Source organism: Streptomyces chilikensis, assembly GCF_001642695.1.
Taxonomy (GTDB): Bacteria; Actinomycetota; Actinomycetes; order Streptomycetales; family Streptomycetaceae; genus Streptomyces; species Streptomyces chilikensis.
In genome coordinates this window covers 756,476-772,188 of record NZ_LWCC02000005.1, presented here as the reverse complement: position 1 = coordinate 772,188, position 15,713 = coordinate 756,476, and the positions used below count along the sequence as shown (strand labels likewise).

The 15,713-nt window shown below is 74.4% G+C and carries 13 protein-coding genes; 12 read left to right on the top strand and 1 reads right to left on the bottom strand.

The features are described 5' to 3' along the window. The first annotated feature begins 273 nt into the window (after positions 1-273). Positions 274-1,353 carry a LacI family DNA-binding transcriptional regulator gene (locus A2U95_RS03545; protein WP_166020767.1) on the top strand — a complete coding sequence of 360 codons (1,080 nt, stop codon included), beginning with the start codon at positions 274-276 and terminating at the stop codon, positions 1,351-1,353. Between the two features lie 49 nt (positions 1,354-1,402). Here A2U95_RS03545 and A2U95_RS03540 read toward each other — a convergent pair whose 3' ends face one another. After that, entirely contained in the window at positions 1,403-2,221 is an 819-nt protein-coding gene (locus tag A2U95_RS03540; RefSeq protein ID WP_166020766.1) for an NAD-dependent epimerase/dehydratase family protein, read from the bottom strand. Positions 2,222-2,464: 243 nt separating this feature from the next. Between A2U95_RS03540 and A2U95_RS03535 the strand changes: the two genes are divergently transcribed. The 11 genes from A2U95_RS03535 (at position 2,465) to A2U95_RS03485 (ending at position 15,499) form a co-directional block, all read left to right on the top strand. Beyond that, positions 2,465-3,463 carry a 5-dehydro-4-deoxyglucarate dehydratase gene (locus A2U95_RS03535; RefSeq protein ID WP_166020765.1) on the top strand — a complete coding sequence of 333 codons (999 nt, stop codon included), beginning with the start codon at positions 2,465-2,467 and terminating at the stop codon, positions 3,461-3,463. Further along, positions 3,460-4,650 carry a hypothetical protein gene (locus tag A2U95_RS03530; RefSeq protein WP_166020764.1) on the top strand — a complete coding sequence of 397 codons (1,191 nt, stop codon included), beginning with the start codon at positions 3,460-3,462 and terminating at the stop codon, positions 4,648-4,650. The genes A2U95_RS03535 and A2U95_RS03530 overlap by 4 nt, the downstream gene beginning before the upstream one ends. A gap of 264 nt (positions 4,651-4,914) precedes the next feature. After that, positions 4,915-5,565 carry a GntR family transcriptional regulator gene (locus A2U95_RS03525; RefSeq protein ID WP_166020763.1) on the top strand — a complete coding sequence of 217 codons (651 nt, stop codon included), beginning with the start codon at positions 4,915-4,917 and terminating at the stop codon, positions 5,563-5,565. Between the two features lie 62 nt (positions 5,566-5,627). Continuing rightward, positions 5,628-6,539 (top strand): dihydrodipicolinate synthase family protein, encoded by a 912-nt coding sequence (locus A2U95_RS03520; protein WP_166020762.1) that lies wholly within the window; start codon positions 5,628-5,630, stop codon positions 6,537-6,539. Then, positions 6,536-8,305 carry an L-arabinonate dehydratase gene (gene araD / locus A2U95_RS03515; protein ID WP_166020761.1) on the top strand — a complete coding sequence of 590 codons (1,770 nt, stop codon included), beginning with the start codon at positions 6,536-6,538 and terminating at the stop codon, positions 8,303-8,305. The genes A2U95_RS03520 and araD overlap by 4 nt, the downstream gene beginning before the upstream one ends. Positions 8,306-8,541: 236 nt before the next feature. Further along, complete coding sequence (locus A2U95_RS03510; protein WP_166020760.1) at positions 8,542-9,495, top strand: carbohydrate ABC transporter permease; 954 nt, start codon at positions 8,542-8,544, stop codon at positions 9,493-9,495. Next, positions 9,492-10,400, top strand: a complete 909-nt coding sequence (locus tag A2U95_RS03505) for a carbohydrate ABC transporter permease (protein ID WP_206282812.1) — start codon at positions 9,492-9,494, stop codon at positions 10,398-10,400. Before A2U95_RS03510 ends, A2U95_RS03505 begins: the two co-directional genes overlap by 4 nt. A 59-nt stretch (positions 10,401-10,459) precedes the next feature. Then, complete coding sequence (locus A2U95_RS03500; protein WP_166020759.1) at positions 10,460-11,647, top strand: Gfo/Idh/MocA family protein; 1,188 nt, start codon at positions 10,460-10,462, stop codon at positions 11,645-11,647. Continuing rightward, positions 11,644-12,561 carry a DUF6807 domain-containing protein gene (locus A2U95_RS03495; protein ID WP_166020758.1) on the top strand — a complete coding sequence of 306 codons (918 nt, stop codon included), beginning with the start codon at positions 11,644-11,646 and terminating at the stop codon, positions 12,559-12,561. Before A2U95_RS03500 ends, A2U95_RS03495 begins: the two co-directional genes overlap by 4 nt. Beyond that, positions 12,558-14,171, top strand: a complete 1,614-nt coding sequence (locus A2U95_RS03490; protein ID WP_166020757.1) for a glycoside hydrolase family 43 protein — start codon at positions 12,558-12,560, stop codon at positions 14,169-14,171. Before A2U95_RS03495 ends, A2U95_RS03490 begins: the two co-directional genes overlap by 4 nt. Then, positions 14,168-15,499 carry an ABC transporter substrate-binding protein gene (locus A2U95_RS03485; protein WP_166020756.1) on the top strand — a complete coding sequence of 444 codons (1,332 nt, stop codon included), beginning with the start codon at positions 14,168-14,170 and terminating at the stop codon, positions 15,497-15,499. Before A2U95_RS03490 ends, A2U95_RS03485 begins: the two co-directional genes overlap by 4 nt. Positions 15,500-15,713 lie beyond the last annotated feature (214 nt).

Below are 15,713 nucleotides of genomic sequence, written 5' to 3'. Positions count from 1 at the left end.
GCGGGCGGTTCTCGTCCCCGGTTTCCGGGGCCGCGCGCCGGGCGAACGGATCGAGTGAGGTCGGCCGCGAGGGCCGTCGAGCGTAGAAAGCGCTTTCTACGGACGTACGCTAGCGACCGGGAGGGGCCGCGTACAGGGGGCCCGGACGACGAAACCGGGACGCCGTGCCGCCGGGGGCCGCGATGATGGGACGATTCCCCGGGATCCCGGGCGGGGCGGCGCCCGGGGCCCGCCTCCCACCGACCACCGCGACCGCCGGCGCCTGGAGGGCCCATGCCAGTGACCCTGTCGGACGTGGCGAACCGTGCCAGGGTCTCGCCCGCCACGGTCTCCCGCGTGCTGAACGGCAACTACCCCGTCGCCGCGGCGACCAGGGAGCGCGTGCTGCGCGCCGTCGACGAGCTGGACTACGTGCTCAACGGCCCGGCGAGCTCCCTCGCCGCCGCCACCTCCGACCTGGTCGGCATCCTCGTCAACGACATCGCCGACCCCTTCTTCGGCATCATGGCGTCGGCCGCGCAGTCCGAGATGGGGGGCCGTGACGGGGCCCTGCCGGGCCGGGCGGGCGGCGAGAAGCTCGCCGTCGTCTGCAACACCGGCGGTTCCCCGGCCCGGGAGCTCACCTACCTCACCCTCCTGCAGCGCCAGCGGGCCGCCGCCGTCCTGCTCACCGGGGACGCCGTCGAGGACCCCGCCCACGGGGCGGCGGTCGCGGCGAAACTGGCGAGGCTCGCGGAGACCGGAACGCGCGTCGTCCTCTGCGGCCGCCCGCCGCTGGACGCGCACCCGGACGCCGTCGTCGCCGCGCTCCCGTTCGACAACCGGGGCGGCGCCCGCGCGCTCACCGCCCACCTGCTGGAACTCGGCCACCGGCGCATCGGCTACGTGGCGGGCCCCGCCGAGCGCATCACCACCCGCCACCGCCTGGAGGGCCACCGCGCGGCGCTGGCCGCCGCGGGCGCCGACGACGCCCGCGCCCACCGGCGGCTGACCGTGCACGGCCCGTACGACCGGCGGTCCGGGTACGAGGCCGCGCGCGAACTGCTGCGGCGCGACCCGGACCTGACGGCGGTCGTGGCGGCCAACGACACCGTGGCGCTCGGCGTCTGCGCGGCCCTGCGCGAGGCCGGGCTGCGGATACCCGAGGACGTCTCGGTCGCCGGCTTCGACGACCTGCCGTTCAGCGCGGACGCCGTGCCCGCCCTGACGACCGTGCGGCTGCCGCTGCACGAGGCGGGGGCGCGGGCCGGCCGGCTGGCGCTCGGCACGGAGGAGCCGCCCGAGGGGAGGGTGGCCGAGGTCGCCGCCGAACTCGTCGTGCGGGCCTCCACGGGCGCGCCGCGGTCGGGGTGAGCGGCGCCGGGACGCGGGCGGGCCGCCGCCTTCGCCCCGGTTCCGCCGCTCAGTGCGGCCAGATCGGCGGGTTGGTGGTGAAGTGGCCGCCGAGGAGGCCTTGTTCGGGGTTGGAACGGTCGAGTTCGCCCTGTTCGGCGATCAGCTTGGCCGCGTACGGCTCGGAGTCGTCCTGCGGCTCGTACCCGAGCGCCCGCGCCGAGGACAGGTCCCACCACAGACGGGTGTTGGCGGAGCTGCCGTAGACGACGGTGTGGCCGACGTCCTCGGCGGTCAGCGCCGCGTGGAAGAGCCGCGCGCCGTCGGCCGGGCTCATCCAGACCGACAGCATGCGCACCGTCGTGGGCTCGGGGAAGCAGGAGCCGATGCGGACGGACACCGTCTCCAGGCCGTGCTTGTCCCAGTAGAGCTGCGCCAGGTCCTCGCCGAAGGCCTTGGACAGGCCGTAGAAGGTGTCGGGGCGGCGCGGGGTGTCCACGGGGATCAGCGGCCCGCCCTCGGCCGGGGCCGGCGTGTAGCCGACGGCGTGGTTGCTGGAGGCGAAGACGACGCGCCGGACGCCCTCCTCGCGGGCCGCCTCGTACAGGTGGTAGGCGCCCTCGATGTTGGACCGCAGGATCTTCTCGAAGGGCGCCTCCAGCGAGATGCCCGCGAGGTGGACGACCGCGTCCATGCCGCGCACCGCCTCGCGCAGCGCCGCCCGGTCCGCGAGGTCGGCGGTGACGACCTCCTCCGTGTCCCGCACCCCTTCGACGGGCATGACGTCGAGCAGCCGCAGGGCGTACCCGTACGAGGGGAGCAGGTCCCGCATCAGGGTGCCGAGTCCGCCCGCGGCACCGGTGAGCAGGACGGAGCGGGGAGCGGGCATGGCGTTCTCCTCGGTTCGGGGGCGGCGCGGGGCCGGCGGACGCGAGCCGGTGGTCCGCATCCGTGGACGGGGTTCACGATCGTGGGCACGCTAGGGAGTTCTCCGACGCAGCGTCAAGTGTGCGTTCATGTGCCTTGACCGGGAACGAGGGCTGCCCTAGCGTGACCAGCGTTCAGAAATGTAAACATCGGTCAGGTGCATGTACGCCGCTGTCGCGCCGCCGTACGTCGTCCAGGGAGTCCCGTGACCTCGACCTCGCCCCCTCTCAGCACCCGGCTCGACGGCGTGCTGTTCTTCCCCGTCACCGCCTACGGGCCGGACGGGGCCGTCGACACCGACGCCTTCCGCGCCCATGTGCGCGACGGCATCGACGCCGGCGCCGCCGCCGTCTTCGCCTGCTGCGGAACCGGCGAGTTCCACGCCCTGACACCCGAGGAGTTCCGCGACTGCGTCGCCGCCGCGGTGGCCGAGGCCGCCGGACGGGTGCCGGTCTTCGCGGGCGCCGGGTACGGCACCGCCCTCGCCGTGCGGTACGCCCGCGCCGCCGAGGAGGCGGGCGCCGACGGACTGCTCGCCATGCCCCCGTACCTGGTCGTCGCCGACCAGCGGGGCCTGCTGGCCCACTACACCGCGCTCGCGGACGCCACCGGCCTCGACGTCATCGTCTACCAGCGCGACAACGCGGTGTTCACCCCGCAGACGGTGGCCGAACTCGCCGCCCACCCGCGGATCGTCGGCCTGAAGGACGGCCTCGGTGACCTCGACCTCGTGCAGCGCATCGTCAGCGCCGTGCGCACCGAGCGGCCCGGCGAGGACTTCCTCTACTTCAACGGCCTTCCCACGGCGGAACTCACCGCCCTCGCCTACCGCGGGGTCGGCGTGACCCTCTACTCCTCCGCCGCCTTCTGCTTCGCCCCGGAGATCGCCACCGCCTTCCACCGGGCGCTCGCCGCCGGCGACGACGCCACGGCCGGGCGCCTGATCGACGGCTTCTACCGCCCCCTGGTCGAACTGCGCGCCCGGGGCCGCGGCTACGCCGTCTCGCTCGTCAAGGCGGGCGTGCGGCTGCGCGGGGGGAAGGTGGGCGAGGTGCGCCCGCCGCTGAGCGAACCGGCCGCCGCGCACGTCGAGGAGCTCGCCCGCATCGTCGCCCGCGGGTACGCCCTGCTGCCGGAGGCCGAACGCCCGAAGGGGCTGCCGGACGCGTTCGGCGCCGGCGCGGAGGACGGGGGCGCGGCGTGAGGGCCTCCGCCTTCCTCTACCCCTGGGACGTCCTCGGCGACCCGGAGGCCGCCGCCCGGACCGCCGCCCTCGGCGTGCGCCAGGTGACGCTCGCCTCCGCCTACCACTCCACGCGCGCGCTGACCCCCCGCCACCCCGGCCACCGGATCGTCACCGCCGGGCACGCCGCGGTCCTCTACCCGCCCGACGCGGACCGCTGGGCGGGCCGCGACCTGCGGCCGTACCCCGCGGGCGACTGGGCCCCGGCCGGGGACGACCCCTACGGGCGGGCCGCCGCCGCCCTCGCCGGCGCCGGGCTGGAGGTCCACACCTGGGTGGTGCTCGCCCACAACTCCCGCCTGGGCGCCGAGCATCCGGACACCAGCGTGGTCAACGCGTACGGCGACCGCTACCCGTGGGCCCCGTGCATCGCCCGGCCCGCCGTCCGCGACCACCTCACCGCGCTCGCCGCCGAGGCGGCGGTGAGGCCCGGCGCCGCGGGCACCGAACTGGAGTCCTGCGGCTGGTACGGCTTCGCGCACCTGCACGCCCACGACAAGGTCGGCGGGGTGGCCCTCGGCGACGCGGCCCAGTACCTGATGTCGCTGTGCTTCTGCCCCGACTGCCGGAACGGGTACGCCGCCCAGGGGCTGGACGCCGGGGAACTCGCGGCACTGGTCCGCCAGGCGCTGGAACCCGTGTGGAGCGCGGGCGGCTCGGACGCGGCCGGATGGCCGGCCGTGGAGAAGCTGCTCGGAGCGGTACCGGCCGCCGCCACCCTCGCCTGGCGCACCCGGGCCGCGCGCGCCCTCCAGGAGGCCGCCGTCGGCGCGGTCCGCGCCGACGCGCCGCCCGGCTTCCGCGTGCTGCTCCACGCCGATCCCGCGCCGTACCGCTGCGGCGCCAACGTGGGCGTCGACGCGGGCCACCTGCTGGGCGTCGCCGACGGCGCCGTCCTGCCCTGCACGGGCGGACCCGCGGCCCGGGAGGCCGTCCTCGCCCCCTTCGGGCCCCACCGCCGCGAGGGCACGGTGCTGGCCGCCAACCTCACGGTCGTCTCCGGCATGGGCGGCAGCCCCGCCACGCTCGCCGCGGACGCCGCCCACGCGGCCTCGCTCGGCGCCACCGAACTGCGGCTCTACCACGCCGGACTGGCCTCCGACGCCGACCTGCGCACCGTCACGGAGCAGCTCGCGGAACTCGGCTGACCCGAAGGGCGGCACGGGCCCGCCCCCTTCCCGGCCCCGGCGCCCCCGTGCCCACGGGGGCGCCGGGGCCCACAGGCGCGCCCGGCGAGCGGGCGGAAACCGGCGTCCGTTCCCGGCCTTTTGCCCCGAGCGCCAACTCGGTTTGCGCGCAAGGGATTTCCTCGCCCGAAGCATTGACGAAACACGACCGCGGTCCTAGCTTCGTCGCGTCGTACTTCGTACGTCATATATGAGACGCGATACGTCGGATACGAAAGAGACCCCATGGCCTTCGCCGCCCCCGCCCCCATCCCCTCGCGCACCCAGTACGTGCTGGACGCGATCAAGCACGGCATCCTGACCGGGCAGCTCGTGCCCGGCCAGGCGCTGGTGGAGGCCGAGCTCGCCGCGCGGTTCGGCGTCTCCAAGACGCCGGTGCGCGAGGCGCTCAAGACCCTCGCGGGGACCGGGCTGGTGGTGATGAGCCAGTACAAGGGCGCCACCGTGCGCGAGGTGGACGCGGCCATGGCCCACGAGGTGTACGACGTGCGCCTGCTGCTGGAGCCCGAGGCGCTGCGCCGCACCATCGCCCGCCAGGCGTCCCTGGAGGCCGCCGCGGAGGCGCTCCTGCGGGCCGACGGCGCCGAGGACAGCGCCGAACGCAGCCTGGCCAACCGGGAGTTCCACCGGGCCCTCTACCTCCCGTGCGGCAACCCGCTGCTGGCCCGGATGCTCGACGAGGTGCGCGACCAGGCCGCGCTCGTCTCCGCCGTGGTGTGGGGGGCCATCCCCTCCTGGGAGCGGGAGGCCGCCGAGCACCGGGAGATCCTGCGGCTGGCCCGGGCCGGCGACGCGGACGGCGCGGTCCGCGCCCTGCACGACCACATCGCCTCCTTCGTCCGCCGGGCCTTCCCCGAGGACGGTGGCGACATGTGACACCGGCGGTTCGGCCCGAGCAGGCACACGGACATCGTCACGGAGAAGAAAGGGCGGCCTCGATGGCGCACGCGGACCACACCCCCCTCAGGACAGCACTGGCCGACGTCGTCGCGATCCCCGTGACGCCGTTCGGCGCCGACGGAGGCCCCGACCTCGCGGCGCACCGGACGCTGCTGCGCCGCCTGCTCGACGCCGGCGTGCACACCCTCACCCCGAACGGCAACACCGGGGAGTTCTACGCGCTGACCCCCGAGGAGCGGCGCACCGTCACCGAGGTGACGGTCGAGGAGACCGGGGACCGGGGGACCGTCCTGGTGGGCGTCGGGCACGACGTGCCGACCGCGGTGGCGGCCGCCGTCCACGCCCGCGAGGCGGGCGCGCACATGGTCATGGTCCACCAGCCCGTCCACCCCTACGTCTCCCGCGACGGCTGGATCGGCTACCACCGGGCCGTCGCCGAGGCCGTGCCGGAACTGGGCGTCGTCCCCTACGTCCGCAACCCGCACCTGGACGGCGAGGCCCTCGCCGAGCTGGGCGCGGCCTGCCCCAACGTGATCGGCGTGAAGTACGCCGTGCCCGACGCCGCCCACTTCGCCGCGTTCGCCCGCGACGCGGGCCTCGACCGCTTCGTGTGGGTCGCGGGCCTCGCCGAGCTGTACGCCCCCTCCTACTGGGCGGGCGGGGCCACCGGCTTCACCTCGGGCCTGGTCAACGTCGCCCCCGCGCTCTCGCTCGCGATGCTCGACGCGCTGCGGTCCGGCGACCTGCCGGCCGCCATGAAGGTGTGGGAGCGGATCCGGCCCTTCGAGGAGCTGCGCGCGGACCGGCAGTCCGCGGACAACGTGAGCGTGATCAAGGAGGCGCTCGCCGTGCTGGGCCTGTGCCGGCGCGACGTCCGCCCGCCCAGCCACGCGATCACCCCCGAACGCCGCGCCGCGGTCGCCGGCCTGGTCGAGGGGTGGGAGATATGACCGTCCGCCCCGAGGACCCCCGCCCGCGGACCCTGCGCCCCGAGGACCTGCGCAGCCGCCGGTGGTACGGCGACTCCGCCACCGCGGGCTCATCGGGCCTGCGCACCTTCAGCCACCGCGCCCGCACCCGGCAGCTCGGCTACCTGCCCGAGGAACACCTCGGCAAGCCGGTCGTCGCGGTCCTCAACACCTGGTCCGACATCAACCCCTGCCACGTCCACCTGCGCGAGCGCGCCCAGGCCGTCAAGCGCGGGGTGTGGCAGGCGGGCGGCTTCCCGCTGGAGTTCCCGGTCTCCACGCTGTCGGAGACCTTCCAGAAGCCGACGCCGATGCTCTACCGCAACCTCCTCGCCATGGAGACCGAGGAGCTGCTGCGCTCCTACCCGGTGGACGGCGCCGTGCTGCTCGGCGGCTGCGACAAGACCACGCCCGCCCTGCTCATGGGCGCCGCCAGCGCCGGCCTGCCCGCCGTCTTCGTCCCCGCCGGACCGATGCTGCCGGGGCACTGGCGCAAGGAGGTCCTCGGCAGCGGCACCGACATGTGGAAGTACTGGGACCAGCGGCGCACCGGCGAGATCGGCGACGGCGAACTCGCCGAACTCGAGAACGGGCTGGCCCGTTCGCCCGGCCACTGCATGACCATGGGCACCGCCTCCACGCTCACCGCCGCCGCCGAGGTGCTCGGCATGACGATGCCCGGCGCCTCGTCCATCCCCGCCGTCGACTCGGCCCACGAGCGGATGGCCGCGGCGGCCGGCGCCCGCATCGTCGGCATGGTGTGGCAGGACGTCACCCCGTCGAAGATCCTCACCAGGGAGGCGTACGAGGACGCGGTCGCCACCGTCCTGGCCCTCGGCGGCTCCACCAACGCCGTCATCCACCTGATCGCCATGGCGGGCCGCTCCGGCGTCACGCTCACCCTCGACGACTTCGACCGCATCGCCCGCACCGTGCCGGTCCTCGCCAACCTGCGGCCCGGCGGCGCGTACCTCATGGAGGACTTCCACTTCGCGGGCGGCCTGCCCGGCTTCCTCACCCGCCTCACCGACGTCCTCCACCTGGACCGGCCCACCGCCGCCCACCCCACGCTCCGCGCCCAGCTGGAGGGCGCCCTCGTCCACGACGACGAGGTCATCCGGCCGCGCGGGCGGGCACTGGCGGAGGAGGGCGGGGTCGCCGTCCTGCGCGGCAACCTCTGCCCCGACGGCGCGGTGATCAAGCACATCGCCGCCGAACCGCGGCTGCTGCGGCACACCGGGCCCGCCTACGTCTTCGACGACTACCGCACCCTCCAGCGCACCATCGACGACCCCGCGCTCGGCATCACCGCCGACCACGTGCTGGTGCTGCGCAACGCGGGCCCGCAGGGCGGTCCCGGCATGCCCGAGTACGGGATGCTGCCCATCCCCGAGTACCTCCTCAAGGAGGGCGTGCGGGACATGGTGCGCATCTCCGACGCCCGGATGAGCGGCACGAGTTACGGCGCGTGCGTGCTGCACGTGGCGCCCGAGTCCCACGTCGGCGGCCCGCTGGCCCTGGTGCGCACCGGCGACACCATCACCCTCGACGTCCCGGCCCGCACCCTGCGCCTGGAGATCGACGACGCGGAACTCCAGCGGCGCCGCGCCGCCTGGACACCGCCCCCGCAGCGGTGGGAACGCGGCTACGGCGCGCTCTACCAGGAGCAGATCACCCAGGCCGACACCGGCTGCGACTTCGCCTTCCTGGCCCGCCCGGGGAAGGTGCCCGAACCCTACGCCGGCTGAGCCGCCGCCGGCCGGGCGCGCCCCGCGCCCCGGCCGGCGGCGCACCACCCCCGACGACGGCGTCCCGCACCAGGACGTTCCGCACCGGGACGTTCCGCACGGCATGGGAGCAAGCGCTTTCTCCCCGGCGCTCCTCCCCTCCGCGCCCCACCGGCCCCGCCGGCGCCGGCCCCCGCCGGCCCGGGCCCGGTTCCCGTACGACACGCACCACCGTGAACGAAACGGAGACAGAGGTCATGGCCCCAGCGCAGGCCGCCGCCCCAGCCGTGGCGAAGACATCCCGGGGCGCTCCCGGGCGACGCAGGACCGGCAGCAGCACCCCGCGCCACCTGCCGTACCTGCTGATCGCCCCGGCCGCGCTGCTCATGCTGGGCTTCATCGCGTACCCGGTGATCAGCGTCTTCCACTACAGCCTCCAGCACTACAACGTCACCAAGCCCTGGCGCAACGGCTTCGCGGGCCTGGACAACTTCACCCGCGTCTTCACCGACGACCCGCTCTTCCGCGACTCCCTGGTGTTCAGCGCCAAGTGGGTCCTCACCGAGGTCTCGCTGCAGCTCGTCCTCGGCCTGGCGCTCGCCCTGCTGGTCAACCAGACGTTCGTCGGACGGGCCGTCGCCCGTGCCCTGGTCTTCTCGCCGTGGGCCGTCTCCGGGGTGCTGACGACCACCATCTGGATGCTGCTCTACAACCCGTCCACCGGCGTGAGCCGCTACCTGGCGGACGCGGGGATCGGCGCGTACGGCACCTCGGTGCTGTCCGACACCGACACCGTCTTCTGGGCCGTGGTCCTCACCGAACTCTGGCGCGGCGTGCCGTTCTTCGCGATCCTCATCCTCGCCGACCTCCAGTCCGTCCCCAAGGACCTCTACGAGGCGGCGTCGGTCGACGGCGCCGGCCGGCTGCGGCAGTTCGTCCACATCACGCTGCCGCACCTGAAGGACGCCATCATCCTCTCCACGCTGCTGCGCGCCGTGTGGGAGTTCAACAACGTCGACCTCCTCTACACCCTGACCGGCGGCGGCCCCGCGGGCGTCACCACCACGCTCCCGCTGTACGTCGCCAACACGGGCATCGAGGGACACGACTTCGGGTACGCCTCCGCGCTGACCACCGTGGCCTTCGTGATCCTCCTGTTCTGCTCCATCCTCTACCTGCGTCTGAGCAAGTTCGGAGGCGACTCCCGGTGACCGCCGCACTCACCGAGACGGATGCCCGCCGCACGGCGCCACCGTCCGACACACCCGCGATCCCCCCGAAGGGCCGCCGCCGGCGGCAGCGAGCCTTCGACGAAGTGCCGCGCTGGCAGATCTACCTGCCGCTGGGGCTGTACCTGGCCTTCACCCTGGTGCCGTTCTACTGGATGCTGCTCTTCGCCCTGAGGCCCGCCGGATCGACCTCGCTGGTGCCCTGGCCGATGACCTTCGAGCACTTCGAGAAGGTATGGAACGAACGCAGCTTCGGCGTCTTCTTCGAGAACAGCATGCTGGTCGGTCTCGCCACGCTCGTCGCCACCACGGTGATCGCCCTCTCCGGCGGGTACGCGCTGGCCAGGTTCCAGTTCCGCGTCAAGAGCGCCTTCATGCTGGCGCTGCTGTGCTCGCAGTTCATCCCCGGCGCGCTGATGCTGGTGCCGCTCTTCGAGATCTTCCGCAACCTCCGGATGATCAACTCGCTGGGAAGCGTGATCATCGCCGAGACCGTCTTCCAGCTGCCGCTGTCGATCATCCTCATCAGCGGCTTCATCAAGAACGTGCCGGTCTCCCTGGAGGAGGCCGCCTGGGTCGACGGCTGCTCGCGGCTGCGCGCCTTCCGCACCGTGGTGCTGCCGCTGCTGCGGCCCGGGCTGATCGCGGTCGGGTCGTTCGCCTTCGTGCACAGCTGGAACCACTTCCTGTTCGCGCTGATGTTCCTGAGCGAGCAGGACAAGCAGACGATCCCCGTCGGCCTCAACACCCTCATCGGCGCCGACAGCGTGGACCTCGGAGCGCTGGCCGCCGGCGGAGTGATCGCCGCCGTCCCCGTCGTCATCGTCTTCGCCTTCATCCAGAAATGGCTGATCACCGGATTCAGCGCGGGCGCGGTCAAGGGCTGACCCGGCCCGCCGCCACCGCCCGCCACCCGTCCGTGCGCACGTCCAAGGAGGCCCGCACCATGAGCGCCCCGCACACGACCCCGCCACCGATCCCCCTGGTGCTCGCCGGGGCGCGCGGCCACGGCCGCCGGCACCTGGACAACATCCGCCGCCTGGAACGCGCCGGACGGGTACGGCTGGCCGGGGTCTGCGACCTCACCCCGCTCACCGGCGCGGAACTCGACGGCTTCGCGGCACCACCCCGGCAGTCGCCCGACTTCGGCGCCCTGCTGGACGCCACCGGGGCCCGGGCCGCCGTCGTCTGCACACCCCTCCAGACGCACGCGGACCTCGCCACCGCCGCCGCGGCACGCGGGGTGCACCTGCTGCTGGAGAAGCCGCCCGCCGCCTCCTGGGCCGCCCACCGGAAGGTCGAGGAGGCGGTGCGGGAGGCGGGCACCGCCTGCCAGATCGGCTTCCAGACCTACGGCTCGCACGCCCTGCCGGCCATCCGCGAACTGATCTCCTCCGGAGCCGTCGGCCGGGTCCGGGGCGTCGCCGCCGCCGGGGCCTGGGTGCGCGACGCCGCCTACTGGGCACGCGCCCCCTGGGCCGGCCGGCGCCGGCTCGGCGGCGTCGACGTGGTCGACGGCGTGCTCACCAACCCGCTCGCCCACGCCGTGTCCACCGCCCTCGCGGTCGCGGACGCCGACCGCGCCGAGGACGTCACCGGCGTCCGGACGGAACTGCTGCGGGCCAACGACATCGAGGCCGACGACACCTCCTGCGTACGGGTCACCACCACGCACGGGACGGACGTCGTCGTCGCCGCGACCCTGTGCGCCGAGCGGGCCGGCGAACCGTACGTCCTCGTCCACGGCGAGAGCGGCCGGATCACCTTCTGGTACAAGCAGGACCGGGTCCTCGTGCAGCGCGCCGGACACGGACCCGAGGAACACGTCCACGGCCGCACCGACCTGCTGGAGAACCTCCTCGCGCACCTGGCGGACGGCACCGGGCTGCTCGCCCCGCCCGCCCGGTCCGGCGCCTTCATGCGGGTCCTCGAAGCGGTCCGCACCGCCCCCGAACCCCTCCCGCTGCCGCCGGACGCCTGGCACACCGTCCACGACACGCCCGCGCCCCGGCGCGTGGTGCGCGGCGTGGACGGCCTGGTCGCCGCCTGCGCCGACACCCTCCGCCTCTTCTCCGAGACCGGTGCCGCTCCCTGGACGACGCCGTCCGCCCCCTCCGGACCGAGGACGTCATGACCGAACCCGCCCCCGTCGCCCCCGCACCCGTGCCCGGCGCACCCGCCGCCGCGCCCCGGACCGACGCGCCGTCCGCCGCGGACGTCCTCGCCGAACTCCGCTGCGCCGGACGGACCGTCGCCCGCTACGCCGTCCGCCCCGGCCTGGACCCGCGCCTGTCGCCCCGCCCCTACCTCCACCCGGTGACGACCCTCGGCGGCGTCCCGGTCACCGAGGAGATGCCCGGCGACCACCTCCACCACCTCGGCGCGGGCGTCGCCGTCCCCGACGTCGACGGCCACAGCTTCTGGGGCGGACGCACCTTCGTCCGCGACCGGGGACCGGTCCTGCTCGACAACCACGGCACCCAGCGCCACACCGGCTGGCGGCTGAAGGAGGACGGCCGGTTCGAGGAGGACCTCGTGTGGGAGGCGGACGGCGCCGTGCTGCTGCACGAGCGGCGCACCGTCACCGCCACCGCGCTCACCGGCCGGGCCTGGGCGCTGGGCCTCACCTTCGCGCTCACCCCCGCGGGCGGCGCCGTCACGATCGGCAGCCCCGCCACCAACGGCCGGCCCGGCGCCGGATATGGCGGCTTCTTCTGGCGCGCCCCCAAGGAGGCCGGCGCCCCGGCCGTGTTCACCGGGGCCGCCGACGGCGAGGAGGCCGTCCACGGCCGGACGGCCGACTGGCTCGCGCTCGCCGGGGACGGCTGGACGCTCCTCTTCGCCGGGGCGGACGACACCACCCGCCGCGACCCCTGGTTCGTGCGGAGCACCGAGTACCCGGGCGTCGGCTCCTCCCTCGCCTGGTCGCGGCCGCTGACCGTCCCGGCCGGGCGCCCGCTCGTACGGCGCCTGCTCACCGTGGTCGCCGACGGCCGCCTCGACCGGCGCGCCGCCCACGGCCTCGTGAGGGAGGCGACCGCCGCGTGAACGCGCCGTCCGGCCGCCCCTGGACCGCAGACCTGGGCGACGGCACCTACCGCAACCCGATCCTGAACGCCGACTGGTCCGACCCCGACGTCGTCCGTGTCGGCGACGACCACTACTACCTCACCGCCTCCAGCTTCGGGCGCGCGCCCGGCCTGCCGCTGCTGCACTCCCGCGACCTGGTGAACTGGACGCTCGTCGGGCACGCCCTCGAACGGCTCACCCCTCAGGAGGACTTCGCGGTGCCCCGGCCGGACGGCGGCGTCTGGGCCCCGGCCCTGCGCCACCACGCCGGCCGCTTCTGGATCTTCTGGGGCGACCCCGACCAGGGCGTCCTCCAGGTCAACGCCCCCGGCATCCACGGTCCCTGGACCGCACCGCATCTGCTGAAGCCGGGCAAGGGGCTGATCGACGCCTGCCCGCTGTGGGACGAGGAGACCGGCGAGGCGTACCTCGTGCACGGCTGGGCCAGGTCCCGCTCCGGGGTGAAGAACCGCCTCACCGGACACCGCATGAGCCCCGACGGCCGCACCCTCCTCGACGAGGGGACGATCGTCGTCGACGGCGACCGGCTGCCCGGCTGGTTCACCCTCGAAGGGCCCAAGCTCTACCGGCACGACGGCTGGTTCTGGATCCTCGCCCCCGCGGGATCGGTGGAGACCGGCTGGCAGGGAGCCTTCCGCTCCCGCTCCTTCTTCGGCCCCTACGAGGAGAAGGTCGTCCTGGAACAGGGCGGCACCGAGGTCAACGGCCCCCACCAGGGCGGCTGGGTCCGCACCTCGCGGGGCGAGGACTGGTTCCTGCACTTCCAGTCGCGCGGCGCCCACGGCAGGGTCGTCCACCTCCAGCCGATGCGCTGGACCACCGACGAGCGGGGGCGCCCCTGGCCGGTGCTGGGCGACGACGGCACGCCCGTCGGCGTCCACCGCAAGCCCGCGGGTCCGCCGCGGCCGCCCGCCGCGCCCGCCACCGACGACGACTTCCCCGGCGGCGGGTTCGGCCCGCAGTGGCAGTGGGCGGCCAACCCGGGGGAGGGGTGGACCACCCCGCACGACGGGGACGGCCTGCGCCTGACCTGCGTGCGCGCCGGCCGCGCCGACGACCTGAGGGCCCTGGCGCACGTCCTGACGCAGCGGCTGCCCGCCGAGGCGTTCACCGCCGGGGTCGAGCTGCGCCTCGACGCCGCCGCGGAGGGCGCGAGGGCCGGACTCGCCGTCGTCGGCGACGCCTACTCCTGGATCGGCCTGGAGCGCGGTCCCGCGGGGCCGGTCCGCCTCGTCCACCGGTTCGCCGAGCACACGGCGGACCGGGAGCGGGACGCCGCGCACCCGAGGGACGCGCCCCGGGGACGGGCCCGGCTGCGGGTCGAGGTCTCACCGGGCGCGCGGTGCCGGTTCCTGGCCGACACGGGGGACGGGCAGGGCTTCCGGCCCTCCGGCCAGGTCTTCGCCGCCGCCCCGTGGGGCTGGACCGGCGCCCTGCTCGGCCTGTTCGCCGCCGCGCCGCCCGGGACGGGCGAGGCGGGGACCGGCGTCTTCACCCGGTACCGCACCACCGGAGCACCACCGAGCACCACCGAGGAACCCAACCCACGAGAGAAGAGCCGACCATGAAGAACACGATCCACCGGAACCGGAGAGGGACGGCGGCCGTGGCGCTGACCGCGGTGCTCGCCCTGACGGCCACCGCCTGCGGCGACGACGGCACCGCGAGCGGCGACGAGGGCTCGGGCAAGGGCACCATCACCTTCTGGGACAACAACGGCGGCGTCCGCACCCCGGTCTGGGAGAAGATCATCGCCGAGTTCGAGAAGAAGAACCCGGACATCGACGTCACGTACGTGCCGGTGCCCATCACCGACGTGCAGTCCAAGTACGACACGGCCATCGCCGGCGGCGGCCTGCCCGACGTCGGCGGCGTCGGCACCGCCTACCTGGCCAACATGGTGGCCCAGGACGCCCTGGAGCCGGTCGGCGACCGGATCGGGAAGAGCGCGCTCAAGGGCAAGCTCTCGGAGCAGATGACCGAGAGCGTCCGGTCGGCAGGCGGCCGGGGCGACGAGATGTACTCCGTGCCCACCAGCGCCAACCAGGGCACCCTCTGGTACCGCACCGACCTGTTCGAGGCGGCGGACGCCGAACCACCCACCACCTGGGACAACTTCTACGCGGCCGCCGAGAAGCTCACCGACGCGGGGAAGAACGAGTTCGGCTTCACCATCCGCGGCGGCGCGGGCTCCGTCGCCCAGGCGCTCGACATGATGTACGCCCAGTCCGGCGTCGACACCTTCTGGAAGGGCGACGAAACCACCGTCAACGACCCGAGGAACGTCGAGGCGCTGGAGAAGTACGTCGGCCTCTACAAGAAGGCCACGCCCGAGGCCGACCTGAACAACGACTTCGCCAAGATGGTCGCCCAGTTCGGCCAGGGCAGGATCGGCATGCTGCAGCACAACCTGGGCTCCTACACCGACCACGTGAAGGCGTTCGGCGAGGACAAGGTCGAGGGCATACCGCTGCCCCCGTCCGCCGAGGGCAGCCCGCGCACCATCGTCTCCAACCCGGTCGACGGGCTGGGGCTGTTCAAGAGCAGCAAGAACAAGACGGCGGCCTGGAAGTTCATCGAGTTCGCCGCCTCGCACGAGATGAACAGCCTCTGGAACAAGGAGGCGGGCTCCATCCCCGCCAACACCGACGCGTCCGGCGACGCCTGGATCAGCGAGGCCAAGCCGGTCAAGGCGGCCATGGAGTCCCTCAACGACCCCGGCACCAAGGTCGTCCAGCTCCCGTACCACCTGCCCGACTGGAACAACATCAGCAAGGCCGACTCCGAGCCGGACTTCCAGAAGCTGCTGCTCGGCGAGATGACCGCGAAGGAGTTCGCGGACAAGCTCGCCGAGAAGCTCAACACCGCCCAGGCGGAGTGGAAGCAGCAGCAGTGACCGCGGCGGCGGGCGGGCGCCGCACCGTCGTGCGTCCGGGCGCGGAGGGCTTCCCGCCGCCCGCGCCCGGACACCGCCGCCCCGCCCCGCCGGCCGTCCCGCCCCCCTCGCGCACTCCCTCTCTCCCGCACCGCGGAGGAAGGCCGCCCACACCATGCCGATGACCCGCAGACACCTCGCGGCCTCCCTCGCCGCCCTCCCGCTCGCCGCCGCG